Source organism: Kribbella sp. NPDC104218 (assembly GCF_055584105.1).
Genome location: NZ_JBVJMQ010000003.1, coordinates 532690 through 556526 on the forward strand (window position 1 = coordinate 532690; position 23837 = coordinate 556526).

A 23837-nucleotide genomic window follows, 5' to 3' on the forward strand; every position below is an offset into this window, starting at 1 on the left:
GGTCCGGGATTCCCGGACCGGGTCGCTCGTGCCAGAAACAGTGATTACTTACATCGTCAGGCGCCTGTTGGCGGCTACGGGCCTTCTGGTGATCGTCAGTGCGATCACGTTCTCCATCTTCTATCTGGTGCCGCGGCTGGCCGGCGCGACGCCGGAGACGCTGGCGACCCGGTACGTCGGGCGCGCGGCGACCGAGGAGACGGTGAAGCTCACCGCCGAGCGGCTCGGGTTCTACGACCCGATCGCCGTGCAGTACTGGAACTGGGCCAAGGGCGTCGTCGTCGGCGCCGAGTACGACTACGGCTCGGGGATCGAGCGCTGCCCGGCGCCCTGCCTGGGGTACTCGTTCATCACCAAGCAGCCGGTGTGGCCGGAGCTGCTGGACCGGATACCGGTGACGCTGTCGCTGGCGGCGGGCGCTTCGCTGCTGTGGCTGCTGGCCGGGGTGGCGACCGGTGTGCTGTCGGCGCTGAAACGGGGGTCGGTGTTCGACCGCGGGGCGATGATCATCGCGCTGGCGGGCGTTTCGCTGCCGATCTTCTTCACCGGGCTGATATCGCTGGCGGTGTTCAGTTATCAACTGGGCTGGACGCTGCCGGGCGGGAGTTACACCGCGTTCCCCGATGATCCGGTGCGCTGGGCGCAGTCCCTGATCCTGCCGTGGATCACGCTGGCGTTCCTGTTCTCGGCGCAGTACGCCCGGCTGACCCGCGCGGGCATGCTGGAGACGATGAACGAGGACTTCATCCGGACGGCGCGGGCCAAGGGCCTGCCGGAGCGGACGGTCGTCGTCCGGCACGGGCTGCGCGGCGCGCTGACGCCGATCCTGACGATCTTCGGTCTGGACGTCGGGCTGTTGCTCGGCGGCGCGGTGCTGACCGAGAAGACGTTCTCGCTGCCGGGGCTGGGCAAGTACGCGGTGGACGGGATCGTCGCGAACGACCTGCCGAAGATCCTCGGGGTCACGCTGGTCGCCGCGGTGTTCATCATTCTTGCCAACCTGGTGGTGGACCTGTTGTACGCCGTCATCGACCCGAGGGTGCGTAACCAATGAGCAGCGACGATTCGGTCCAGCGGATCGAGCGCGGCGCGGCGTTTCTCGACGTCCGCGATCTGAAGGTGCACTTCCCGACCGACGACGGGCTGGTGAAGTCGGTCGACGGGATCTCGTTCCAGCTCGAGCGCGGTAAGACACTCGGGATCGTGGGGGAGTCGGGCTCGGGCAAGAGCGTGACGAGCCTGTCGATCATGGGGCTGCACAAGCGCGGCGTGGCGCGGATCAGCGGTGAGGTGTTCCTGGACGGCCAGGAGCTGGTGGGGTCGTCGCCTGAGGAGGTGCGGCTGCTGCGCGGTAAGCGGATGGCGATGATCTTCCAGGACCCGCTGTCGGCGATGCACCCGTTCTACACGGTCGGTACGCAGATCATCGAGGCGTACCGGGTGCACAACAAGGTCAGCAAACAGGTCGCGCGCAAACACGCGATCGAGATGCTGGACCGGGTCGGGATCCCGCAGCCGGACAAGCGGGTGGACGCGTTCCCGCACCAGTTCTCCGGCGGGATGCGGCAGCGCGCGATGATCGCGATGGCGCTGTCGTGCGACCCGGACCTGCTGATCGCGGACGAGCCGACGACGGCGCTGGACGTGACGGTACAGGCGCAGATCCTGGATCTGATCCGGGATCTGCAGCGCGAGTTCAACTCCGCCGTCATCATCATCACCCACGATCTCGGGGTGGTGGCCGAGCTGGCCGACGACATCCAGGTGATGTACGCCGGCCGCGCGATCGAGTACGGCACGGCCGAGGAGATCTTCGAGAGCCCGCAGCACCCGTACACGTGGGGGCTGCTGGGGTCGATGCCGCGGATCGACCGGGAGCGCACCGAGCGGCTGATCCCGATCAAGGGGACGCCGCCGAGCCTGATCAACGTGCCGAAGGGCTGCGCCTTCAACCCGCGCTGCAACTACGCGCACCTGAACGGCGGGGCCAGCGAGACCGACCGTCCGGAGCTGCTCGACATCGGCGCCGGTCACAAGGTCGCCTGCCATCTCTCCCCGGGCGAGCGCAGCAAAGCCTGGGAGACCGATATCAAGCCGAAGCTGTGAACGGGATGACTGTGAGCACTGAAGAGATCGATCCGACCGCCGTCCCGGGCGTGGTGGAGCCGGCCATCGGCGAGGAGCTGTTGTCGGTCAAGGGCCTGGTGAAGCACTTCCCGATCCGCAAGGGGCTGTTGCAGCGGCAGGTGGGCGCCGTCCAGGCGGTCGACGGCCTGACGTTCAACGTGACCCGTGGCGAGACGCTGTCGCTGGTGGGGGAGTCGGGGTGCGGTAAGACCACGACGGGCCGGCTGCTGACCCGGTTGCTGGAGCCGACCGACGGCGAGATCGTCTTCGAGGGCCGCAACATCAGCCACCTCAGCGAGGGCAAGATGCGCCCGCTGCGGCGCGACGTCCAGATGATCTTCCAGGATCCGTACGGGTCGCTGAACCCGCGGCACACGGTCGGCAAGATCGTCGGCGCGCCGTACAAGCTGCAGAACGTGCAGACCGAGCACGGCGTGAAGCGCGCCGTCCAGGAGCTGCTCGAACTGGTCGGGCTGAGCCCGGAGCACTACAACCGGTACCCGCACGAGTTCTCCGGCGGTCAGCGGCAGCGGATCGGGATCGCCCGGACGCTCGCGCTCCGGCCGAAGCTGATCGTGGCCGACGAGCCGGTCTCCGCGCTGGACGTGTCGATCCAGGCGCAGGTGGTGAACCTGCTGGAGGACCTGCAGAAGGAGTTCGATCTCACCTACGTGATGATCGCGCACGACCTGTCCGTCGTCCGGCACGTCTCGGACCGGGTCGCGGTGATGTACCTGGGCAAGATCGTGGAGCTGGCCGATCGGGTCAGCCTGTACGAGAAGCCGATGCACCCGTACACGGTCGCGTTGCTGTCGGCGGTCCCGGTGCCGGACACCAAGCGCAAGGGCAACGTGCAGCGGATCCGGCTGGAGGGCGACGTCCCGAGCCCGATCAACCCGCCGCCGGCCTGCCGCTTCCACACCCGCTGCTGGAAGGCCCAGGACATCTGCAAGACCACCGAACCCCCGCTCCTCCAACTGGCCCCCGGCCACCAGGCCGCCTGCCACTTCCCGGAGAACCAGCCCGGCGACAAGCCCGTCACCCCGGCGGCCTCCGAAGCGAGCTGAGCCGAGCCGGCGCCTGACACTCGCTCAGGCGCCGGCCCGCCCACCCACCGGCTAGGATTCGAACCCTGAGGCCGAGGGGGTTCGGCCGTTGCACTCCGGGGGGAGTCCACATGGACACTGCTGCCACACGCCGCACCGCGACCATCACCGGCTGGCTGATGATCGTCACCTTCGTCTCGTCGATCCCGGCGTTCTTCTTTTTCTACGCGCCCGTCCGCGAGAATCCCGCCTACATCACCGGCGCCGGCCCCGACCCGACAGCAAGCGTCGCCCTGGGCGCCCTGCTCGAGCTCATCCTGATCGTCGCCAACGTAGCCACCGCCGTCGTCCCGTACGCGCTCTTCAAGCGCCACAGCCCGACCCTCGCTCTCAGCTACGTAGCCGCCCGCCTCCTCGAGTGCATCTTCATCGCCGTCGGCATCCTCAGCCTCCTCACCTTCGTCCTGCTCCGCCAAGAAGGCGCCGCCACCGACAACCCCGCCCTGGGCCACCTCTTCGTCGCCCTCTACGACCGCGCCTTCCTCATCGGCCCCGGCATCTTCGCCGGCCTCGCCAACGGCATCATCCTCGGCGCCCTCATGTACCGCTCCGGCCTCGTCCCACGCCGCCTCGCCCTCCTAGGCCTCATCGGCGGCCCCCTAGTAGTCCTCTCCGGCCTCGCCGTCATGTTCGGCCTAGCCGACCGAGGCGGCGCCCTCCAAGGCCTCGCCACCATCCCCGAGTTCCTCTGGGAACTCTCCTTCGGCATCTACCTGATCACCAAAGGGTTCAGGGAGTCACCGGCTCGTGCCGGCGTAGTGGCGAAGGACGGACAGTAGGTCGGTGACGTCTTGACCGATGGTGATGCGTTCGTGGGTGATGAGGTAGCGGGACACGAACTTGTCGTCGTCCCACGAGAAGGTTTCGGCGAGGAAGAGCGCATCGAGCGGTGCGATGTCCCGTAGTACGGACAGGGGTAGCTGACCGAATGCGCTCAGGGTGATCGGTGAGTTGAGCCAGCAGGCCGGCCGCTCGAGGCGCAGGTAGGTGACGAACTCGGGAGCGAAGTACCGGCCCTCGAATCGCAGGCCGAACCGTCGCGCCATGTTTCGGTCGAGATCCTGCCACAGATCGGCCAGTGTCTGTTGCTGCTCAGTCCCGTGATGCAGCAGTGCGGCGTGGCGGAGAACCACGACAGCAAAGGGGCGGTACTCGGCTCCCATTCCGCGAATCGCACGGTCGAGTTCTTCGAACCTGTGGAGCAAAGCCGGGTGCGCGGCGGCCACCGGTACGAGCTCAGCCGCATAGATGCTCATATGCGCCCAGCCGATCGGCTCGAGCAGTCGTTCGACAGTTTCTTCCGGAAGCTGGCCCGCATCTCTCGACAGCAGGCTCAGGACGTGTTCGGCGATCAATGCGGGCGGGGTGCCGCCGACCAATCTGAGCTCGACTGCCAGGTGCTCGTAGGCGTCCAGCTCTTCGGGGAGCAGCAGGTCGAGCTGCGGGACGCCGATGCGCTGATGGTGCAGGTTGGCGATCAGCTCCAGAACGTTGAGCTGGTTGGCCGTCCAGGCCACGGCGGACGTACGCCGTGCCGGGTGGCCGAGCGAGAGCGTGGCCATCAGAGCTCGGTCGCCGATCAGGGCGGCCTCGCTGAATTCGGCGGCCTGATTGGCGATCGGCTCGGCGTACACCTGGTCGTCGCTGCCGAGGGTCTGCATGACCGAGACCCAGGCAGACTGGTCCAGCCCGGCGCGCCACAGCCGTACCTGTCGCTCCCAGACGGCCGGGTCCAGACTGCCGACCAGGAGGTACCGGGGGACCGGCCGCTCGGCCATGATGACGCGGAGCGTCAGGTTCGCGGTGTACGTCGCTCGGCGGCGTACCGGGTCGTACGCCGTCGGCTCGAACTGGTCGTCGGGTATGTCCGGACGGGTCCGTTCTGCGTTGAGGAGTTCGGTCAGCGCGTCGAGTACCCGGGAGCGGGCATCGTCGTCCAGCTCTCGCGACAGCTCGGTGACGAAGTTCAGGATAGGTTGGCGGATGCTGAGCGGTTGGTGCGACAGGACGCGGCGCAGCAGTTGCTCGTCATGGTTGGTGCTGAGCAGGTGGATGGTGAGCTCGGCGACCAAGTACTCGCCGAAAGTGGCGTGCAGGAATTCGTAGGCGTCGCGTTGCTCGCGGTCGGCCTTGGCATTGTGGATGAACATGAAGGCCCCGAGGACCCGGTGGGCCTGGGTGAGGGCCGCTGCGGTCGGTCCTGGGAGGAGCGCCGCGAGGTCGGTATCGAGTTCGCGGTCGGTGATGTGCTGGCGGCCGCGGGCGAACATGCCGAAAGCGACGTACTGCAACCGTCTGCGCTGCGCGCGGACCTCGGCGCCGCGTTCTGCCGGCGTCGTCGATTTCTGAACCTGCCGGAGCACGAAACGATCGAGCAGACGGTGGTAGAGCTCTGACCGGCTTGCGTCGTCCAGGCGGTCGGCGTCGCGATCTCCGTCGGTCAGGTAGACCGCGAGCATCAGCAACAGCAGAGGCTGGCGGGCCAGCTCCGCGAGACCAGCGTGGTCGGTCAGCATCTCGGTGGTCACTGGCCGGAAATGCGGTGTCCGGACATGGGTAAGGTTCCAGATGGCCAGCCAACGGCTGATCCGGGGGACGTCGAAGTCGGACAGCTTCAGCAGCGGCGTACCGGCCGGAATCGTGGCGTGGTCGGCGACGATTGTCCGCGAAGTCACGATCACCGAGGTCGGTACCTTCAGCGATCGGGCACGCTTCTGGAACTCGACGATCTTCTCCAGGTAGTCGGACTGGGTGAGGCCGGTGGCCTGGATCTGCTCGTCGAACCCGTCGAGCAGGATCACCAGCCGGCATCCGTGCGGGCAGCTCGGGGACTGGCCGGTCGGGCACTCGTCGCACGGGCCGCATTCGCTTCGCAGATCGCTGAGGTCGGTGCGGGACCGCTGGAGTGTTCGCCGTAGCTCGGCCGTGATCTGTTCACTGAGGTCTTGATCGGGGTCCACCCGCCGTAGCGGAACACGGACGACGGCGAACGATGCGGGCGGCAGACGAGCGGCAAGCACCTCGGTGAGGAGCGACTTACCAGCGCCCGGATGCCCGAGCAGCAGCAGCGGCAGCTGGGTGCTGGTGTCGTCGGCCAGGTAGGACGCGAGGTAATCGACGAGGGAATGGTGTTCACGGACGTCGTTCCACCAGGATTCCTCCGCCGGCCTGGACTGGCTGTCGGCGACCGCCAGCTTGAACGCCGGCTCGACGAAGCCCTGCTCGACCGTCGGCGACGCCAGCTCGCCGCCGGCCCGAAGCAGCGGTTCCCTGAGGATTTCCTCGGCCGCCAGGGCCAGCTCGGCGCGGATGCTGCCCGCGCGCGGAGGCGAACTGTTCATGACGAGTTCGAACAGTGCCTCGATCTCTGCGAGCGGACCTGTCCGGATGGCGTGCCGGGTGGCCGCGTGCTCGTTCAGATTGACCCACTGGGCGAACGACGCATCGGCGCTGAGCTCGAGCATCCGGCCGCGGTAGATGGTCGCGGCGCAGTTGGCGATGTCGTCGGCGGCGTTCGGCCCGCTGGTGGTGACCTCGGCCCAGGCTTCGAGACCGGAGAAGAACTGCAGGGTGTCGATGCTGAGCCGATCGAAGTACGGCTGGATGCGCTGTTCGAGGTTCTCGATCACGCCGTATTGCGGTGACGGGAGCGGTACCTCGGTGTCGAGGAGCATCGCGACCACCTCGGCGCGATTCCCCGGTGCCGACGGAAGACCGACGAGTCGGGCTTTCTCCTTCTCGGTGACCTCGAGGCTCACCAGTGTCGGGCCGAGCATCTCGTGCAGGGCGTCGAAGTAGGCCGAGAAGACCGTCAGCGTGTGCGCTGCGGCGATAACGTCGTGTTTGTTCTCGGCCGTGTCCTTGCGAGCAGCCCTGGCCGCCCGGTCGGCCAGGGCGCCGAGCAGTCCGATGGCTTCGTTCTTCGGGTCGATCAGGCCCAGCAGTGCGGAGGCTCCGGCTCCGATCACCGGGAGCGGCGCGCCGGTGGCCGCGGACACTGCGGCTCCGCCGAGGAGAAGTCCGCCGAAGACCTTCTCCAGGACCGCGAACCTGCGTCGTTCGGGTTCGAACAGTTCCAGCGCGCCGCCGAAGGTGAAAGGTGAGCGAGCCATCCGAGCAAGTTAGCGCCTGCGAGGACCACCAGCAATACGCACAGTCACCGGCGTTCGGGTGGCCGCGAGGTCTACTGCGGGAAGCAGAAGGCTTGGGCGCCTACGGACCAGCACTGGATCTGTCGGGTGGCGGTGTTGGAGTTGCCGGCGCGGTCGGTGACTTTCAGTTCGGCCGTGTAGGTCTTCTGGGTGTTGGGGTAGGTGTTGGTGGACGTGGGGCCGGTGGCGGTTTTGCCGTCGCCGAAGGTCCAGGCGTAGGAGGCGATGTCGCCGTCGGGATCTGTCGAGCCGCTGCCGTCGAAGGTGCAGGCGGACCATTGGCACTGGGCGGTGAAGGTGGCTTTGGGGGACTGGCCGGTGGGCGGGTTGCCGGGATCTTCGTATTTCTTGATGGTTTCGTTGGCCCAGTCGCCCATGGTGCCGGTGAGTTTGCCCCAGGCGCCGTAGCTGGTGCAGCCGGTTTTGACCCAGGAGGCGACGCCGATGAGGACGCCGTCGACGAGCATGGGGCCGCCGCTGTCGCCTTGGCAGATGCCGTCGTGGCCGTCGGCGTGGCCGGCGCAGATCATGTAGGCGTCGTTGAAGGAACCGAAGGAGCCGCAGGTGTTGCGGCCGTCGACGAGTGGGTAGTTGTCGACCTTCTTGAGCTGGGCGTATTGGTTCTCGCCGTCGCGGATGCGGCCGTAGCCGAGGAGGAGGGCTTTGCGGCCGGGGTCGTCGAGGGTGGTGTCGGCGGAGGTGGCGACGCGGGGGTACTGGTAGCCGGCGGGGACGGGGATGTCGGTCTCGGTGACGACGATGCCGACGTCCCAGCCTTGTTGCCAGCCGTTCGGGGGCTGGTAGTTGGGGTGTTGCAGGTATTCCTTGACGGCGAGCTTGGTGCCGCCGGACTTCGTCAGGTCGTCGGAGCCGTAGAGCATCGACTTGGTTCCCTGGCCGTCCTTGCAGTGCGCGGCCGTGACGATGACGCGTGGCGCGACGACGGCCGCCGTACAGGTTTGGCCTTGTGGGCGGGCGCCGCCTTCGCGCAGCATCGCGATCACGAAGGGTTGATCGCGGACGAAGGCCTGCTGGCCGCCGACGATCTGCGTCGACGGGCCGCCGGACGGCGATGTCTGGTTCGGGGGGATTGCCTCGGACGGCGCGGTCGCGTGGGCCAGGCCGGGGGTGAACGCGACGAGTGCGGTCGCGACGGCGAGCAGTTTGCGCATGGGCTCTCCTCGGGTGGGCGGTGCTCGCAGCATCGCCAGCCGTGCGCGGCCGGACAATCCGTAGCCCTACGGATCTCATGGGCGTTGCGGGCTACCTACCGTTCTACGGATTGTTCTGGGGTTGGGGGGCGCGGAGAGTGGGCGGAGGCCGCGCCGCTCCGCCGGCCCAGAGGAGGAACCATGCGGACAAGGAATCTGTTTGGTGTGCTGGTGACGGCGTTTGTGGTGGGGGTCGCCGGGAATGCGTACGCGGTGCCGAGTGGGACGGTGCTGAATGCGGGTGCGCCGGATACGGTGCCTGGGTTGTACATCGTTGGGTTGCAGGGTGGGGTTGGGGTGGCGGTGGCCACGGTGGACGCCGAGGCCGGCACGCTCACCGAGCGGTACGGCGGCACGGTTCGGAATGTGTACTCGGCTGCGTTGCGTGGGTTTGCGGTGCGGATGTCGGAGGGGCAGGCGCGCCGGCTGGCGGCTGACCCGAAGGTCGAGTTCGTGCAGCAGTCGTTGTGGGTGCGCCGGGCCGACGTCAAGGTGAATATGTTCGGCGCCCAGGTGGCCCGGGCCGCGACGTCGATCGCGGCCGCGGGAGAGCAGCCGAATCCGCCGTCGTGGGGACTGGACCGGATCGACGGGGTGAAGGACAACGTCTACCGGTATCCGAACACCGGCAGTGGCGTGACGGTCTACAACACCGACTCCGAGCTGAACACCGACCATGCGTCGTTCGAGGGCCGGGCGCAGTCCGGGTACGACTTCGTCGACGAGGACAGTAACGTCAACGAGTGCAAGAACCAGTTCGACCAGGGGCACGGTACGCACACCGGCGGTACGTCGAGCAGTGAGACGTACGGCGTCGCGAAGGACGTGACGATCGTCGGCGTCAAGGTGCTCGGTTGTGACGGCAACGCGCCGGACGCCGATTCGATCCAGGGCGTCGACTGGGTGACGCAGAACGCGCGCAAACCCGCGGTGGCGAACGCGAGCTGGACGTCGGGTGGCGCGAACGCCGATCCCGAGGGCATCAACCGCGCGGTGAAGAACTCGATCGCGGCCGGGATCGTCTGGGCCGTTGCGGCCGGCAACGACAACGGCGGGAACGCGTGTACGCCGAGCCCGGCGAAGGTCCCCGAGGCGATCACGGTCGCCTCGACCGATTCCAACGACAGCCGATCGAGTTTCTCGAACATCGGGTCGTGCGTGGACATCTTCGCGCCCGGCGGGAACATCACCTCGGCCAGCAACTCGAACAACACCGGAAGCAAGGGCATGTCCGGGACGTCGATGGCCGCGCCGCACGTCGCCGGCGCCGCCGCGCTGTACCTGTCGGCGAACCCGAACGCGACGCCGCAGCAGGTGCGGGACGCGTTGGTGAGCCAGGCGCAGGAGGGCAAGGTGCAGAACCCGGGCGCGGGTTCGCCGAACAAGTTGCTCGATGTCAGCAAGATCGGCGGCGGCACCGGTGGTCCGTCGGCGTCCTTCACTGCCAACTGCTCGGCCACGACGCCGTCCTGCAGCTTCGACGGCACCGGGTCGACCGGGACGATCGCGTCGTACGCGTGGGACTTCGGTGACAGCCAGACCGGCACCGGAGCGACGCCGTCCCACACCTACGCCCAGGCCGGTACCTACATGGTGAAGCTGACGGTCACTGATGACGCCGGTAAGACCGGGACCACGACGAAGCAGGTGCAGGCCGGTGCGCCGCCTGCGGGTCAGCCGCCGAAGGCCTCCTTCACAGTGCAGTGCCAGTGGTCAGCCTGCAGTTTCAACGGTAGTGGCTCGACAGATCCGGACGGCGATATCGCCTCGTACTCCTGGACGTTCGGTGATGGCAAAACCGGGGGCGGTGTGACAGCGACCAACAGCTACGCCAATACCCAGAAGACCTACACGGCTGAGCTGAAGGTGACTGATCGGGCAGGTGCGAGCAGCACGGCCAGCAAGCAGATCCAGTGCTGGAGCGTGGGCGCGCAGGCGTTCTGCTTCAGTCAGTGAGCTGGCCGCGGGACTCCACGCCCAGTTTGCGGAGGACCTTCGCCACGTGCTGTTCCACCGTCCGCGGGGACAGGAACAGCACGTCGGCGATTTCGCGGTTCGTCAGGCCCTGGGCGACCAGCCGCGCGACGTCCTGCTCGCGGGGCGACAGCTCGGAGCCGTAGCCTCGGCGGCCGCGGCGCGACGGTGACGGCGTACCGCGGCTGCGCAGGCCGTGGCGGCAGCGCGCTGCGTCTCGGGTCGCGCCGAGTACGTCGTACCAGTCGGCCAGCGCAGCCAGGTCATCGCCGCAGCGTTCGGCGGACTGCGCGGCCAGGTAAGTGGCTCCGATGGCTCGGTACCCGGCCTCGGCGCTCTGGTGGTCGCCGCGGCAAGAGGCCAGCGCGGCGTGCGCAAGGGGAGCGTCCCGACCAGTGATCCCGGCCGCGAACTCTTCGATCAGCTGAGAAGCGTCCGCCGTGCGGTCGGCAGCAGTCAGGACGGCGACGGCGACCGGCGCCAGATCGGCCGCCCAGACCCAGACACCCTTGTGCCGCACGAGCTGCAGGCCGCGCTCGACGGCGGCCGTTGCCTGGCCGAGGTCGTCTTGGGCCAGCCACATCCGGGCCAGCCCGGCGAAGCCGCCGATCGCGATCGGGGTGATCGCGTCGGCCGGGCTGTCGACGCCGGTCCGGCTGAGGTGCTCGGCCGCGGTGGGCCACTCGCCGCGGGTGATCGCGAGCAGCCCGAGGACGAGCGACAGTTCACTTGCCACCGGCAACAGATCGCGGTACTCGCCGAGCAGCCGACCGGCCCTGTCGGCCAGCCCCGCCCACTGGCCGGTGTACCAGTCCAGCCGGACTTCGGTCGAGCGTGCGGTGCTCACCACGAACGGGCTGCCCGCCTCCGCTGCCAGCCGGACGCCGCTGGTCAGGAACTCGCGAGCCGTGGCGAAGTGGCCGATCGTCGTACAGGAGTCGGCCAGGTTGCATCTGGTCCGCGCCAGCTGCCGCCGCTCGGCCACAGAGCTCACGGACGTCGGCAGCGCGGACAGGTCACTCAGCACCTGCGGGTCGCCGATCGACAACCGGGATCCGAGTACGTTCGCGAGCAGCGACGTGCGCAGCTCCAGATCGTCGCAGTCGGCCAGATACGCGTCGACCCGATCCAGCCAGGGCCGCTGCTCGGCCAGGGGAGTGTCGCCGACGAACGTCGTCCCGAGGACGGCGGCGCCGCGGGCCGCGAGGTCGGGGCGCTCGGCCAGCTCGTCGACGGCCTGGCTGATCACCATCCGCGCCTCCGCGATCCGGCCGCTCTGGCGGACCATCAACCGGCCGAGCAGCAGCCGGACCTCGCCACGTGCCGCGGTCGACAGCCGATGGTCGCTCAAGACCCGGTCCAGGGTGGCCACGGGGTCATGCTGATCGAGACCGGCGTACGCGACCGAGCCGAGTTTCGTGGCCAGCCGGTCGACCTGTTCGGTCGGCAGGTCAGGCTCGGCGAGTAGCTGCTGCAGCAGACCAGTCGCGACGGCCGGGTCGCCCACGTCGGTGGCCAGGTCAGCGGCGTCCTCGCCGTACTGCAGCCAGTCGGCTCGCCGATCGGCGCGGCGGCTGTGTTCGGCGAGCTGGACCAGAGGCGCCGGGACGACGTCGCGCAGCGCGGCGATCGCGTTCAGGTGCAGCTGACGCCGGGCCGGTCCTTCGAGCGAGTCGTAGACGGCCTGCCGGGCGAGCAGGTGCCGAAAGCCGTACTGGTTCGGGCGGACTTCGTGCAGCACCCCTGCCCGCGCGAGCTGGACCAGCGCGAGCTCGGCATGCTCCGGGTCGATCGCCGCGACCAGGGTGAGCTGTTCGACGCCCGCCGGTACGCCGAGGACCGCGGCGGCGTGCACGATCCGGTGCGCCAGCTCGGGCAGCCCGGACAGCCGGTCGGCGAACGCATCCCGCAGCAGCACCGGTACTTCGACCACCTCGGGCAGCCGGGCCGGAAACGTCCGTACCGATCGCAGGAGCTCTTCGACCACGAACGGAATCCCGGCGGTCCGTTCGCGGAGCTGGTTGGCGAACTCCGCGCTCACCGGCTCCTGGTCGAGGATTGCGGTCGCGAGTGTCCGGACGGCGCCGGCGTCCAGTGGGCCGAGCTGGAGCAGCACTCCGGCGACATGGTCGGGTGGCCGGTACGCCGAACCGAGGGGGAGATGCCCGGCGAGGTCTTCGCGGCGGTAGGTGATGACGACGGACAGGTTCGGCGGTGGGTCGGCCATCAGGAACCGCAGCAGCTGGCGGGTGCCGTCGTCGGCCCACTGCAGGTCTTCGACGACCACAACGGCCGGACCGATCGCGGCCAGCACCTCCCGGGCCGCACGCAGCGTGCGGTGTCGCTCTGCGTGTGGGTCGCCGATCGGGGCTGGCTGGGCCGGCAGCTGGGTCAGCTCGGGCAGCAGTGGGCGCAACGCACCAGCGACCGGGCTGACTGTGTGCAGCCGGGTGCCGGCCAGACCGCGCAGCGCCTCGATGACCGCGCCGTACGGGAACGGCTCGCGCAGGGGCTGGCAGTGCCCGACCAGAACCTTCAGCCGGGCCAGATCGGGGTGGGCCAGCAGCTCGTCGACCAGACGGGTCTTACCGATCCCGGCCTCGCCTTCGATCATCACTACCGTCGAACGGCGCGGCACGGTCGAGACCAGGACCTGCAGCTCCTCGGACCGGCCGACGAGCACGGGTGAGCCACTGCGCAGCAGTCTGCGGTGGCTGAACACGGTCATGACGCTCCCAGGGCGGCGGGGTTGTCACGGAGACTAGTTCGGCACCGAACGTAGCGGAAGAACTTCAGCCGGTGATCTTGCGGCCCGGGGTCGCCGCGAGCAGGAGATCGGCGATCAGCGCATGCCCGGCCGCGTTCGGGTGGTCGCCGTCCGCCGCGAGCAGGCCGGTGACGCTCGGCGCGGTCTCGAACGGCGTGTAGAGGTCGACGTAGGTGGCGTGCGCCGCCTGGGCGGCCTTGGCGATCAGGTCGTTGGCCGCGCGGGTCAGGGCGAGGGTCGCGGATGGGCCGCCGTCCGGGTACGCCGCGGCGGCGACGTCGCCGTCCTTGAAGACGTTCCAGTACCCGGTGACCAGGACTTCAGGGGTCCGGTCGTGGTCCAGGACGGCGATCCGGTCGAAGATCCGGTGCAGGTTGTCGGTCAGGTCGGTGAGCTCCTCGGCGACGCATTCGGTCGTGCAGCGTCCGCCGGTGACGTCGTCCTCGTGGCCGGCGAAGTCGTTCGCGCCGATCGTGAGCAGGACGTAGTCCGCACCAGCCGTCGCCTGCGCCATCCGTGAGGAGGATCGGTTGAGCTCTTCGAGCAGACCCTGCGAGTCGAGGCCGCCGACGCCGAAGTTGTACGCCGTGACGCCGGTGCCGGTCCGGTTCGCGAGCAGGTCGGCATACTCGGCGGGGAAGCCCTCGCAGTAGCAGTGGTAGCCAGAGGTGACGGAGTCGCCGAGCGCGACGACGCTGAGGTGACCGGGCGGCGTGTCGAGCGCAGGTGGTTTGGCGTCCGCCGCGATGGTCAGGGCGACCAGCGCGACGGCGACAGCCAGGTGGAGGAGTCTGCGCGTCACGCGTGCCTGTGGGCCGGGGTGAGCTGGCCGACGAGCCAGGGGAACGAGCTGGCGAACGCCGGGCCGGCGAACTGCCAGACATGCGAGCCGGGGGAGACGTCGACCCGCGACGGGATGCCGACCTTGGCTGCAGCGGCCGACAGTTGGTGTGCCTCGCGCTGATGGGTCTTCTCGGCGGTGCTGGTCAGAAACACGCCGCTCACACCCTGGTACCGGCCGTGGTGGCGCATCACCTGCAGCGGCTCGTTGGCCTGCTCGGCGGCGACCGAACCGCCGTACAGGTTCTGCAGAGTGTCGTGGCCGTCGCCGCTGTACGGCGCCAGGTCGCCCGAGATGTCGACGAAGTGGCTGAACGTACTGGGGTGCTCGACGACCAGGTCGAGCGCACAGGTACCGCCCATCGAGAAGCCGGCGACCGCCCACTGAGCCGGGTTCCGCGACGCTCTGAACGTGTGCTCGACGTACTGCGGGACGTCCTCGGCCAGGTGGGTCGCGGCGTGACCGCGCGGGCCGTCGACGCACTCGGTGTCGTTGTCGAACGATGCCGTCGCGTCCACGAAAACCAGTATGGGCGCAAACCCGCGGTGTTGCTGTGCGTAAGCGTCGGACACGCGGACGGCGTTCCCGAGCCGCACCCAGTCCGCCGGCGCGCCTCGCTCGCCGCCGATCATCTCCACCACCGGCAACGCTGGACGCCGCGGGCCCTGGAACCAGACCGGCGGCAGGTAGACCAGCTCCTGACGATGCTTGAACCCGCTGTAGGTCGCTGGCACGTCGACCGCGACCAGCCGGCCGGCCCGCGGCAGCGTATGCCCGGTGGGCGTCTGCGCGAGCCCGGTCATCGACACCTGCCCAGGCAGGGGAGCGCCGGTCAGATCGTTGACTGCGGCATCGACCGTCGGGTAGTACCCGACGAACTGGTTGATCTGGTTCGCGCAAACCAGAGCCGACACGGCGATCGCCAGGACGGCGGTGCCGCGCCGCCACCACCGCGCACTGCGCCAGCCGGCCACCAGGACGGCCAGACCGGCCAGCGCGACCCCGAACCAGATCCAGACGCCGAGCGGCAACGGATCGGTGACGCCGACCAGCTCCGCGCCGGGGTACGACGCCAGCAGTGCGCCCGCGGCAGCCACCCCGAGCGCGACCGGTAGTACTCGTCGTCGCCAGTGCCGATCACGCCGTCCGATCGCGAGCGCCAGCAGTCCGACGGCCAACCCGCCCAACGCGACCGGAAACCATCCTCCGAGCAGCGACACGTCCATGCGACCCTCCAGAACGCCGAGTAGACCCACAACTCGGGACGCCTGTCGCAGCCGATCGGTTGACGAAGTGACTCACGGTACGGTCGGCGGCATGGATCAGCTGCTCGACCACCTCGTGTACGGGACGCCCGACCTGCTCGGCACCGTCGAACGCTTCGCCGCGACCACCGGGCTGCAGCCGGTCGAGGGTGGCCGGCACCCGCAGTGGGGGACCCGGAACTTCCTCGTCGGGCTCGGCGGGACGACGTACCTGGAGTTCCTCGGCCCGGACCTCGACGCCGAGTCCTCGATCCTCGACTTCACCGGCACCGACCGGCTACTCACCTGGGCGATCCATCCCGGTGACCTCGACGCGGCAGTCCGCGCGGCCCGCGCGGCCGGCGCCGAGCTGGGCGAAGTCGGCCCGATGTCGCGGGCGACGCCGTCCGGCGAGACCGTCACCTGGCGCGTCAGCCGGGTCTCGCCCTGGCCGTACGACGGCGTCGTCCCGTTCGTCATCGATTGGGGGACGACGCCGCACCCGACCACCACCGTCGCCGCGGTCGGCGAACTGCTCGACTTCCGCGCCAGCCACCCGCAGGCCACCGCCGTCCGCACCGCCCTTGCCGCACTCGGCGCGGACCTCGAGGTCACCGAAGGCCCACCAGCGCTGACCGCGACCGTGCGCGGCCCGCGCGGCGAGTTCCGCCTGGGCTAGCGGTTCGGGAACACCACCTGCGCGTTGCTGGTGGCGATCGCCTTCTTCGCCACCTGGCAGTTGGCTTTCCCATCGGCCACGACGCACCGGAACAGGTCCACCGGCCGCCCTTGGCCCGCGGCCGTCACCGCGGCGAAGGCGTTGTCGGACAGCCATTGCCCGAACACCAGCGGCTGCGGGCTGGTGATGGGGTACTTCGCGCCGTTGACGTCGTACAGGGCCGGCCGCTGATTCTTCGGTGCGACCATCACGTACGAGCCCTGGTCGGAGATGCCGATGTCGACCTGGTCAGGCGCCCCGGAGTACTCCTGCAGCGCCTGCTCGCGCTCTGGCTTCACCAGGTCGCCGGCGACGAAGATCTGCTTGTCGGGGCCGATGAACACCAGCCGGTTGGCTCCAGCGGCCAGCGGGACGACGGGCGACTTGCGGATCTCGGCGGTCACCTCCTTCTTCCCGGCCAGCGCCAGCCGGATCACCGAGTTCTCGCCCTTCAGATAGGCGTACCGGCTGTCGAGACCGAACACGTAGTCCGGCTGCCGGGACGCGGCGTTCGGGTCCGACGCGTTGTCGTCGGTGTTCAGGACCTCCTTCTCCGTGCGCAGGTTCTCGATGGTGGTGCCGAAGCTGCCGTTGGTCTGCCGGGTCGAGATGAGGTAGTCGCCCGCGGCGCGCAGCTTCGCGCCGTCGGCCTTGCCGGCCGCGATCACGCTGTCTTCTTTGCCGTCGTGGAAGTGGACCTCGTCGGAGTCTTTCACCGTGTAGAAGACACCGAAGTTGTTCTGCGCGAGCTGATCGAGGTCGCGCCGGCCGGTGTTGATGGTCTTGCCGTCGGCGTGGATGACGCCGTTGGCGGCGTACATCGGCTGGCGCTCACCGGACGACGGACCGAGGACCGGCGGTTCGGCCTGTTGGGTGCGGACTACGGTCAGTGTGGTGCCGACGACGGCGGCGACGGCCAGGGTGGCGCCGAGGGCGGCGGTGACGCGGCGACGGCGCACGCGACGACTGCCGGTCGCCATGATCGCGTCGAGATCGAGCTCCGGTGGCGTAGTCGCCTGAGCCTGCGACGTGAGGGTGTCTTTCAGCAGATCGGTCACTGGCTGGCTCCTGCCTTGTCCAGGGGGATTGCGTCGGCGCCGAGGCGGTCGCGCAGTTTGCGCAGCGCGACCGAGACCTGGCTCTTCACGGTGCCGACCGAACAGCCGAGCACCTCGGCGGTCTGCGGCTCGGTCAGGTCCTCGTAGAAGCGCAGGACGACGGCCGCGCGCTGCCGGGGCGGCAGCTGCTGCAGCTCCTGCCACAGCCAGAGCCGCGCGGTGCTGTCCTCGGCCGGAGCGAGCTGGTCGGGCAGGGCGTCGTGCGGCCGCTCGTGCCACGACTTGCGGCGGTACCAGCTGATCGCGGTGTTGGTGATCACGCGCCGGGTGTAGGCCTCGGCGGCCGACGGGTCGCGCAGCCGCTTCCAGGCGACGTAGGTCTTGACCAGGCCCTCCTGGACCAGGTCGTCGGCCAGGCCGCGCTCTCCGGCCAGCAGGTAGGCGTACCGGTACAAGGCCCCGTGCCGTCCCCGAGCGAACTCGGCGAACTCCTCACGCATCGGGCTCCTATCGTTGATGGGGCATCGTCGAACGCCCTGACGCGATCATGGTGCCGAATGGTTGGATCACCAGCGGTGAGTACCGGCCCGATCACTGAGTGTCGCAGACCAGTTGCGCGCTGGTTTCGTTCGACAATGTCGAACGACGGGCGTTGTGCCGCTCCCCGAACGCTCCTAGATTCCAGCCAGCCGTGGTCGTCACGGCTGCGTCTGCAAGGAAGGGAGGCTGGTCGAAGATGGCGACGACCGAGACGGTCAAAGCGAAAACCCTTCTGGGGGAGTGTTCCGCCGAGCTCGCGGGCACGTTCATCCTGATCCTGTTCGGCTGCGGAGTGGTGGCGCAGGTTGCGGCCGGGGGGATCGGCGATCACGACTCGATCGCCTGGGCGTGGGGTCTCGGAGTGACACTGGGTATCTACGTGGCGGGCCGGATGACCGGCGCGCACCTGAACCCGGCGGTGACGATCGCGCTGGCGGCGTTCCGCGGGTTCAGCTGGAAGAAGGTGCTGCCGTACTCGGTGGCGCAGTTCCTCGGAGCGTTCCTGGCGGCGCTCGTGGTCCGGTGGAACTACACCGAGGTGCTGCACAAGGCCGACCCGGGGCTGACGATGAAGACCCAGGGCGTCTTCTCCACGCTGCCCGGTAACGGCGTCGCGGACCTGAACGTGCACCTGTGGGACGGGTTCCGCGACCAGATCATCGGCACCGCGATCCTGATGTTCGTGATCCTGGCGATCACCGACCTGCGCAACACCGCGCCGGCCGCCAACCTGGCGCCGTTCGTCGTCGGCCTGCTGGTGGTCGCGATCGGGATGGCCTGGGGCACCAACGCCGGGTACGCGATCAACCCGGCCCGCGACTTCGGCCCCCGGCTGGCGTCGTTCTTCACCGGGTACGAAACGGCGTTCCGAGATCAATTCGGGGATCTCTATTTCTGGGTGCCGATCGTGGCGCCGATCCTCGGCGCGCTGGTGGGCGCGTTCCTCTACGACCTGCTGGTCGGCCGGAACCTGCCGATCGCGGACGAGGAAGAGGAGCCGGGACGTATTCCGGAGGACAAGACCGCATGACGATTCCTGAGGAGTTCTAATGGCTGACTTCGTCGGCGCCGTCGACCAGGGCACCACCAGCACGCGTTTCATGATCTTCGACCACTCCGGTAACGAGGTGGGCAAGCACCAGCTCGAGCACGAGCAGATCCTGCCGCAGGCCGGCTGGGTGGAGCACAACCCGACCGAGATCTGGGAGCGGACCAGCTCGGTCATCCAGACCGCGCTGACCAAGCACAACCTGCAGGCCAGCGACCTGGCCGCGCTCGGCATCACCAACCAGCGTGAGACGGCCGTGGTCTGGAACCGCAGGACCGGCCGGCCGTACTACAACGCGATCGTCTGGCAGGACACCCGCACCGACCGGATCGCCTCCGCGCTGGAGCGCGAGGGCAAGGGTGACATCATCCGGCAGAAGGCCGGTCTGCCGCCGGCGACGTACTTCTCGGCCGGCAAAGTGCAGTGGATCCTGGAGAACGTGGACGGCGTCCGCGCCGCGGCCGAGGCCGGTGACGCGATCTTCGGCAACACCGACACCTGGCTGCTGTGGAACCTGACCGGCGGGGTGGACGGCGGCGTCCACATCACCGACGTCACCAACGCCAGCCGGACCATGCTGATGAACCTCGAGACCCTCGACTGGGACGACGAGCTGATCAGCTTCTTCAACATCCCGCGGCAGATGCTGCCGGAGATCCGTCCGTCGTCGGACCCGAACAAGTACGGCGAGACGCTGGCCAGCGGCCCGCTCGGCGGCGTCGTCCCGCTGACCGGCGACCTGGGCGACCAGCAGGCCGCTACCGTCGGCCAGGTCTGCTTCAACCCCGGCGAGGCCAAGAACACCTACGGCACCGGCAACTTCATGCTGCTGAACACCGGCACCGAGCTGGTCCGTTCCAAGGCCGGCCTGCTCAGCACGATGTGCTACCAGTTCGGCGACGAGGCGCCGGTGTACGCACTGGAGGGCTCGATCGCGGTCACCGGGTCGGCCGTGCAGTGGCTGCGCGACCAGCTCGGCATCATCTCCGGTGCGAGCGAGACCGAGACGCTGGCTCGCCAGGTCGCGGACAACGGCGGCGTGTACTTCGTCCCGGCGTTCTCCGGCCTGTTCGCGCCGTACTGGCGTTCCGACGCCCGCGGCGCGATCGTCGGCCTGTCGCGGTTCAACACCAACGCGCACCTGGCCCGCGCAACACTGGAAGCGATCTGCTACCAGAGCAAGGACGTGTCCGACGCCATGGCCAAGGACTCCGGCGTCACGCTGGACGTGCTGAAGGTGGACGGCGGCGTCACGGCCAACGAGCTGTGCATGCAGATGCAGGCCGACATCCTCGGGGTACCGGTGAGCAAGCCGGTCGTCGCCGAGACCACGGCGCTCGGCGCGGCCTACGCGGCGGGCCTGGCGGTCGGCTTCTGGAAGAACAAGGAAGAGCTCGTTCAGAACTGGAACGAGGACAAGCGGTGGGAACCGCAGTGGAACGACGAGCAGCGCAGTCAGGGGTACGCCGGCTGGCAGAAGGCCGTGCAGCGGACCCTCGACTGGGTCGACGTCGACTAGTACTACGAATTCGGAAGAGAGGGCAGCACAGTGGCGGTAGTGGCTCTGTCACCGCAAGCAAGGGCTGACGCGATCGACGCGATGGCCGACGGACGAGAGCTGGACGTCCTGGTGATCGGTGGCGGGGTGGTCGGCACCGGAGCGGCGCTGGACGCCGCGACCCGGGGCCTGACCACCGGCCTGCTGGAGGCGCGCGATTTCGCGAGCGGTACCTCCAGCCGGTCCAGCAAGTTGATCCACGGCGGTCTGCGCTACCTGGAGATGCTCGACTTCCGACTGGTGCACGAGGCGTTGCAGGAGCGCGGCCTGCTCCTGCAACGCCTGGCACCGCACCTGGTCAAGCCGGTGCCGTTCCTGTACCCGCTCCAGCACCGCTGGTGGGAGCGGTTCTACGCCGGTGCCGGTGTGGCCCTGTACGACGGGATGGCGGTCGGCTCCGGTCTCGGCGCCGGCCTCCCGATCCACAAGCACCTGACCCGGCGCGGCGCGATGCGGCTCGTTCCGTCGCTGAAGAAGTCCGCTCTGGTCGGCGCACTGCAGTACTACGACGCCCAGGTCGACGACGCCCGGCACACGATGGAGCTGGCCCGGACGGCGGCGTCGTACGGCGCCCACGTCGCGAACCGGGTCAAGGTGACCGGCTTCCTGCGCCAGGGCGAGCGGGTCACCGGCGTCCAGGCCAAGGACCTGGAGAGCGGGCGTGAGTTCGAGGTCCGGGCCAAGCAGGTCGTGAACGCTACCGGCGTCTGGACCGACGACACCCAGGCGATGGTCGGCGAGCGCGGGCAGTACCACGTGCGCGCCTCGAAGGGGATCCACCTGGTCGTGCCCAAGGACCGCATCCAGTCCAGCACCGGGATGATCCTGCGCACCGAGAAGTCGGTGCTGTTCATCATCCCCTGGGGCCGGCACTGGCTGATCGGCACCACCGACACCGACTGGAACCTGGACAAGGCGCACCCGGCCGCGACCAGCAAGGACATCGAGTACCTGCTCGAACACGTCAACGCCGTCCTGGTCACCCCGCTGACCCGCGAGGACGTCGAGGGCGTGTACGCCGGGCTGCGGCCGCTGCTGGCCGGGGAGTCGGAGAGCACGTCGAAGCTGTCCCGCGAGCATGTCGTCGCACACGCCGCGCCGGGGCTGGTGGTGGTTGCCGGTGGCAAGTACACGACGTACCGGGTGATGGCCAAGGACGCGATCGACGCGGCCGCCGACGCGCTCGACGGCCGGGTGCCGAAGTCCGTCACCAAGACCACGCCGCTGGTCGGCGCCGACGGCTACCACGCGATGTGGAACCAGCGGCACCTGATCGCGCAGCGCTCCGGCCTGCACGTCGCCCGGATCGAGCACCTGCTCAACCGGTACGGCGCGCTGATCGACGAGGTGCTCGCGCTCGTCGCCGACGATGCGTCGCTCGGTGAGCAGTTGCCCGGCACCCAGGACTACCTGAAGGCCGAGATCGTCTACGGCGCCACCGCCGAAGGCGCCCGGCACCTGGACGACGTCCTGGCCCGCCGGACCCGGATCTCGATCGAGGCCTGGGACCGCGGCGTCGAGGCGGCCGAGGCCGCGGCCCGGCTGATGGCGCCGGTGCTCGGGTGGGACGAGGCCGCGATCGAGCGGGAGATCTCGTTCTACCTGCGGCGGGTCGAATCCGAGCGCGCGTCCCAGGATCAGCCGGACGACGAGTCGGCCGACAAGGTCCGCCTGGAGGCGCCGGATATCGTGTCACCGGCGTAACAGAGGCGCTGAACGGCCGACGTAGATTGGCCGTATGGAGCTCACTGAACGGTTGGAGCTCGCCGAGGCGGAGATGCTGGCGGGACTGAGTAAGGTCCCGCCGGCCATCGGCGAGCAGTTGGGGATCAGCGCGCGGCGGCTGGGTCAGGGCATTGCCCTTGTCGTGAGCAACGATCCGACGGATTACTGGTCGCAGGCGCACGGGTTCGGGTTCGATCGCCCGCTGGACGGCGCCGTGGTCGCCGAGGTGCTGGAGTTCACCGAGGCGGCCGGCGGTCGCGCGATGAACTTCCACGTCGCCCCGGCCGCGCTGCCGGCCGACTGGGACGACATCTGCGCGAAGTACGGCCTGTCCCGCGGCCAGACGATGGTCAAGACGGCCCGCGCCGCGGCGCCGGTCGCGAAGGTCGAGACCGACCTGCGGGTCGAGCCGCTCGGCCCGGACGACGTCGACGCGTTCGTCGCGATCCAGATCGCGGCCTTCGAGGTGTCCGACGAGATCGGCGCGCTGATCGGCTCGTTCAGCCACCTGCCGGGCGTCACCATTTACGGCGCCTGGGACGGCGACACCCTGGTCGGGACCGGCGTCCTGGTCGTCGTCGGCGAGGTTGCGGAGCTGGTCAGCGGCGCGACCCTTCCGGCGTACCGGGGGCGTGGCGCGCAGTCCGCGATCATGGCGCGCCGGCTGGAGGATGCCTATGCGGCCGGCTGTCTCTGGGCGGCGGCCGAGACCGGGAAGCCCGGCCCGGGGGAGCACAACTCGTCGCTGGCCAACATGCAGCGCGCGGGGCTCGAGGTTGTCTACGAGCGGCCGGTCTACAACTGGCGCGCCGAGTGAGCGACACCGAGCGCGTCGAGCGCGCCGAGACCGAGATCCTGTGGGAGCTGGCTCAGGCCCCGCAGTCCGTGGTCGAGGCGCTGGGGATCAGCGGACGCCGGTTCGGCGCCGCGATGGCGATGATCTTCGCGAAGGATCCGAGCGACTACTGGTCGCAGGCCCACGGCTTCGGCCTGGACCGGCCGATCGACAGCGCGCAGCTGGGCGAAGTCCTCGCCTTCGCGCGGTCGGCCGATGCCCGGGTGCTGAACTTCCACCTCGCGCCGGAGCTGCTGCCCGCCGACTGGGACGAGATCTGCGCGGAACACGGCCTGACGCGCGGCGGCACGTGGGTCAAGGCCGTCCGCCCGGCCGGGCCGGTCGAGCCGGCCAAGACCGATCTGCGGATCGCGCAGGTCGAGCCCGACGGGTTCGCCGAATGGGCGGCGGTCGTCGTACGCGGGTTCGAGATGCCGGATCCGTCGGGCGGGCTGGCCGGGATGCTGGTCGCCTGGGGCGAGCGCCCCGGCGTCCGGCTGTACGGCGCCTGGGCCGGATCCGAGCTGGTAGGCGTCGGCGCGCTCGGGATGGCGAACGGCGTCGGCGAGCTGGTCTGCGGTGCGACGCTCCCGGCGTACCGGGGGCGCGGCGCGCAGTCCGCGATCATGGCGCGCCGGCTCGAGGACGCCTACGCCGCCGGCTGCTCGCTGGCCGCGAGCGAGACCGGCAGGCCCGGCCCGGGGGAGCACAACAGCTCCCTGGCCAACATGGAACGGCGCGGATTCAAGGTCGCCTACGAGCGGCCGATCTACCGCTGGCGGCCCTGACCTGAGGTGGGGGGAGGCGGTCGCCGGCTCTCCCCCCGACACCCCGCCGACCGTCCCCGTGTCGTGCGCGCCGTCGTCGGTGGACTCGTCGTTTCCCGGGCCGTTGGTCCGTTTTTCGCCCAAGTTGTCGTTTGTGTCCCGCCAGT

The 23837-nt window shown here is 69.1% G+C and carries 18 protein-coding genes; 11 read left to right on the plus strand and 7 right to left on the minus strand.

The window, feature by feature from the left end; genetic code table 11:
* Positions 1-40: 40 nt before the first annotated feature.
* The 4 genes from ACZ6ZD_RS27265 (at position 41) to ACZ6ZD_RS27280 (ending at position 4012) form a co-directional block, all read left to right on the plus strand.
* The gene (locus ACZ6ZD_RS27265) at positions 41-1054 is read left to right on the plus strand and encodes an ABC transporter permease (protein ID WP_465676756.1); all 1014 of its coding nucleotides are present in this window, start codon (positions 41-43) and stop codon (positions 1052-1054) included.
* Complete coding sequence (locus tag ACZ6ZD_RS27270) at positions 1051-2106, plus strand: ABC transporter ATP-binding protein (RefSeq protein WP_465676757.1); 1056 nt, start codon at positions 1051-1053, stop codon at positions 2104-2106. The genes ACZ6ZD_RS27265 and ACZ6ZD_RS27270 overlap by 4 nt, the downstream gene beginning before the upstream one ends.
* 5 nt (positions 2107-2111) lie before the next feature.
* Positions 2112-3194, plus strand: coding sequence for an ABC transporter ATP-binding protein (locus tag ACZ6ZD_RS27275; protein ID WP_465676758.1), 1083 nt, complete (start codon positions 2112-2114; stop codon positions 3192-3194).
* Between the two features lie 110 nt (positions 3195-3304).
* Positions 3305-4012: a DUF4386 domain-containing protein gene (locus tag ACZ6ZD_RS27280; protein ID WP_465676759.1), complete on the plus strand. Its 708-nt coding sequence runs from the start codon at positions 3305-3307 to the stop codon at positions 4010-4012.
* Here ACZ6ZD_RS27280 and ACZ6ZD_RS27285 read toward each other — a convergent pair.
* Entirely contained in the window at positions 3971-7345 is a 3375-nt protein-coding gene (locus ACZ6ZD_RS27285; protein ID WP_465676760.1) for an NACHT domain-containing protein, read from the minus strand. The two genes, ACZ6ZD_RS27280 and ACZ6ZD_RS27285, sit on opposite strands and share 42 nt — an antisense overlap.
* A 71-nt stretch (positions 7346-7416) precedes the next feature.
* Entirely contained in the window at positions 7417-8556 is a 1140-nt protein-coding gene (locus ACZ6ZD_RS27290) for a trypsin-like serine protease (protein WP_465676761.1), read from the minus strand.
* A gap of 180 nt (positions 8557-8736) precedes the next feature.
* Here ACZ6ZD_RS27290 and ACZ6ZD_RS27295 point away from each other — a divergent pair, with 180 nt between their 5' ends.
* Positions 8737-10551, plus strand: coding sequence for a S8 family serine peptidase (locus ACZ6ZD_RS27295; protein ID WP_465676762.1), 1815 nt, complete (start codon positions 8737-8739; stop codon positions 10549-10551).
* Here ACZ6ZD_RS27295 and ACZ6ZD_RS27300 read toward each other — a convergent pair.
* The 3 genes from ACZ6ZD_RS27300 to ACZ6ZD_RS27310 all read right to left on the minus strand — a co-directional run bounded on the left by ACZ6ZD_RS27300 (position 10541) and on the right by ACZ6ZD_RS27310 (position 15403).
* Complete coding sequence (locus ACZ6ZD_RS27300) at positions 10541-13297, minus strand: ATP-binding protein (protein ID WP_465676763.1); 2757 nt, start codon at positions 13295-13297, stop codon at positions 10541-10543. The genes ACZ6ZD_RS27295 and ACZ6ZD_RS27300 overlap by 11 nt on opposite strands.
* A 64-nt stretch (positions 13298-13361) precedes the next feature.
* Positions 13362-14138: an SGNH/GDSL hydrolase family protein gene (locus tag ACZ6ZD_RS27305; RefSeq protein ID WP_465676764.1), complete on the minus strand. Its 777-nt coding sequence runs from the start codon at positions 14136-14138 to the stop codon at positions 13362-13364.
* A complete protein-coding gene (locus ACZ6ZD_RS27310) occupies positions 14135-15403 on the minus strand; it encodes an alpha/beta hydrolase (RefSeq protein WP_465676765.1) in 1269 nt (422 codons plus the stop codon). Before ACZ6ZD_RS27310 ends, ACZ6ZD_RS27305 begins: the two co-directional genes overlap by 4 nt.
* A gap of 91 nt (positions 15404-15494) precedes the next feature.
* On the opposite strand from ACZ6ZD_RS27310, the gene ACZ6ZD_RS27315 reads away from it, so the two are divergent.
* Complete coding sequence (locus ACZ6ZD_RS27315; RefSeq protein WP_465676766.1) at positions 15495-16100, plus strand: VOC family protein; 606 nt, start codon at positions 15495-15497, stop codon at positions 16098-16100.
* Here the strand turns inward: ACZ6ZD_RS27315 and ACZ6ZD_RS27320 are convergent.
* Positions 16097-17197: a hypothetical protein gene (locus ACZ6ZD_RS27320; RefSeq protein WP_465676767.1), complete on the minus strand. Its 1101-nt coding sequence runs from the start codon at positions 17195-17197 to the stop codon at positions 16097-16099. The two genes, ACZ6ZD_RS27315 and ACZ6ZD_RS27320, sit on opposite strands and share 4 nt — an antisense overlap.
* Entirely contained in the window at positions 17194-17697 is a 504-nt protein-coding gene (locus ACZ6ZD_RS27325; RefSeq protein WP_465676768.1) for a SigE family RNA polymerase sigma factor, read from the minus strand. The genes ACZ6ZD_RS27320 and ACZ6ZD_RS27325 overlap by 4 nt, the downstream gene beginning before the upstream one ends.
* 236 nt (positions 17698-17933) lie before the next feature.
* On the opposite strand from ACZ6ZD_RS27325, the gene ACZ6ZD_RS27330 reads away from it, so the two are divergent.
* From ACZ6ZD_RS27330 to ACZ6ZD_RS27350, 5 genes are read left to right on the plus strand one after another with little or no spacing between them, the layout of a single operon-like run.
* A complete protein-coding gene (locus ACZ6ZD_RS27330) occupies positions 17934-18767 on the plus strand; it encodes an MIP/aquaporin family protein (RefSeq protein ID WP_465676769.1) in 834 nt (277 codons plus the stop codon).
* Positions 18768-18786: 19 nt separating this feature from the next.
* Complete coding sequence (gene glpK / locus ACZ6ZD_RS27335; protein ID WP_465676770.1) at positions 18787-20304, plus strand: glycerol kinase GlpK; 1518 nt, start codon at positions 18787-18789, stop codon at positions 20302-20304.
* 30 nt (positions 20305-20334) lie between these two features.
* Positions 20335-22047 carry a glycerol-3-phosphate dehydrogenase/oxidase gene (locus ACZ6ZD_RS27340; protein ID WP_465676771.1) on the plus strand — a complete coding sequence of 571 codons (1713 nt, stop codon included), beginning with the start codon at positions 20335-20337 and terminating at the stop codon, positions 22045-22047.
* Positions 22048-22081: 34 nt separating this feature from the next.
* Positions 22082-22885: a GNAT family N-acetyltransferase gene (locus ACZ6ZD_RS27345; RefSeq protein WP_465676772.1), complete on the plus strand. Its 804-nt coding sequence runs from the start codon at positions 22082-22084 to the stop codon at positions 22883-22885.
* On the plus strand, positions 22882-23691 hold the full coding sequence (locus tag ACZ6ZD_RS27350) for a GNAT family N-acetyltransferase (RefSeq protein ID WP_465676773.1): 810 nt from the start codon (positions 22882-22884) through the stop codon (positions 23689-23691). Before ACZ6ZD_RS27345 ends, ACZ6ZD_RS27350 begins: the two co-directional genes overlap by 4 nt.
* Positions 23692-23837 lie beyond the last annotated feature (146 nt).

Coding starts and splice junctions, on each gene's coding strand:
- ACZ6ZD_RS27270 (WP_465676757.1), top strand. CDS start 1,051: ATGAGCAGCGACGATTCGGTCCAGCGGATCGAGCGCGGCGCGGCGTTT.
- ACZ6ZD_RS27345 (WP_465676772.1), top strand. CDS start 22,082: ATGGAGCTCACTGAACGGTTGGAGCTCGCCGAGGCGGAGATGCTGGCG.
- ACZ6ZD_RS27280 (WP_465676759.1), top strand. CDS start 3,305: ATGGACACTGCTGCCACACGCCGCACCGCGACCATCACCGGCTGGCTG.
- ACZ6ZD_RS27315 (WP_465676766.1), top strand. CDS start 15,495: ATGGATCAGCTGCTCGACCACCTCGTGTACGGGACGCCCGACCTGCTC.
- ACZ6ZD_RS27330 (WP_465676769.1), top strand. CDS start 17,934: ATGGCGACGACCGAGACGGTCAAAGCGAAAACCCTTCTGGGGGAGTGT.
- ACZ6ZD_RS27275 (WP_465676758.1), top strand. CDS start 2,112: ATGACTGTGAGCACTGAAGAGATCGATCCGACCGCCGTCCCGGGCGTG.
- ACZ6ZD_RS27310 (WP_465676765.1), bottom strand. CDS start 15,403: ATGGACGTGTCGCTGCTCGGAGGATGGTTTCCGGTCGCGTTGGGCGGG.
- ACZ6ZD_RS27295 (WP_465676762.1), top strand. CDS start 8,737: ATGCGGACAAGGAATCTGTTTGGTGTGCTGGTGACGGCGTTTGTGGTG.
- glpK (WP_465676770.1), top strand. CDS start 18,787: ATGGCTGACTTCGTCGGCGCCGTCGACCAGGGCACCACCAGCACGCGT.
- ACZ6ZD_RS27300 (WP_465676763.1), bottom strand. CDS start 13,297: ATGACCGTGTTCAGCCACCGCAGACTGCTGCGCAGTGGCTCACCCGTG.
- ACZ6ZD_RS27290 (WP_465676761.1), bottom strand. CDS start 8,556: ATGCGCAAACTGCTCGCCGTCGCGACCGCACTCGTCGCGTTCACCCCC.
- ACZ6ZD_RS27285 (WP_465676760.1), bottom strand. CDS start 7,345: ATGGCTCGCTCACCTTTCACCTTCGGCGGCGCGCTGGAACTGTTCGAA.
- ACZ6ZD_RS27325 (WP_465676768.1), bottom strand. CDS start 17,697: ATGCGTGAGGAGTTCGCCGAGTTCGCTCGGGGACGGCACGGGGCCTTG.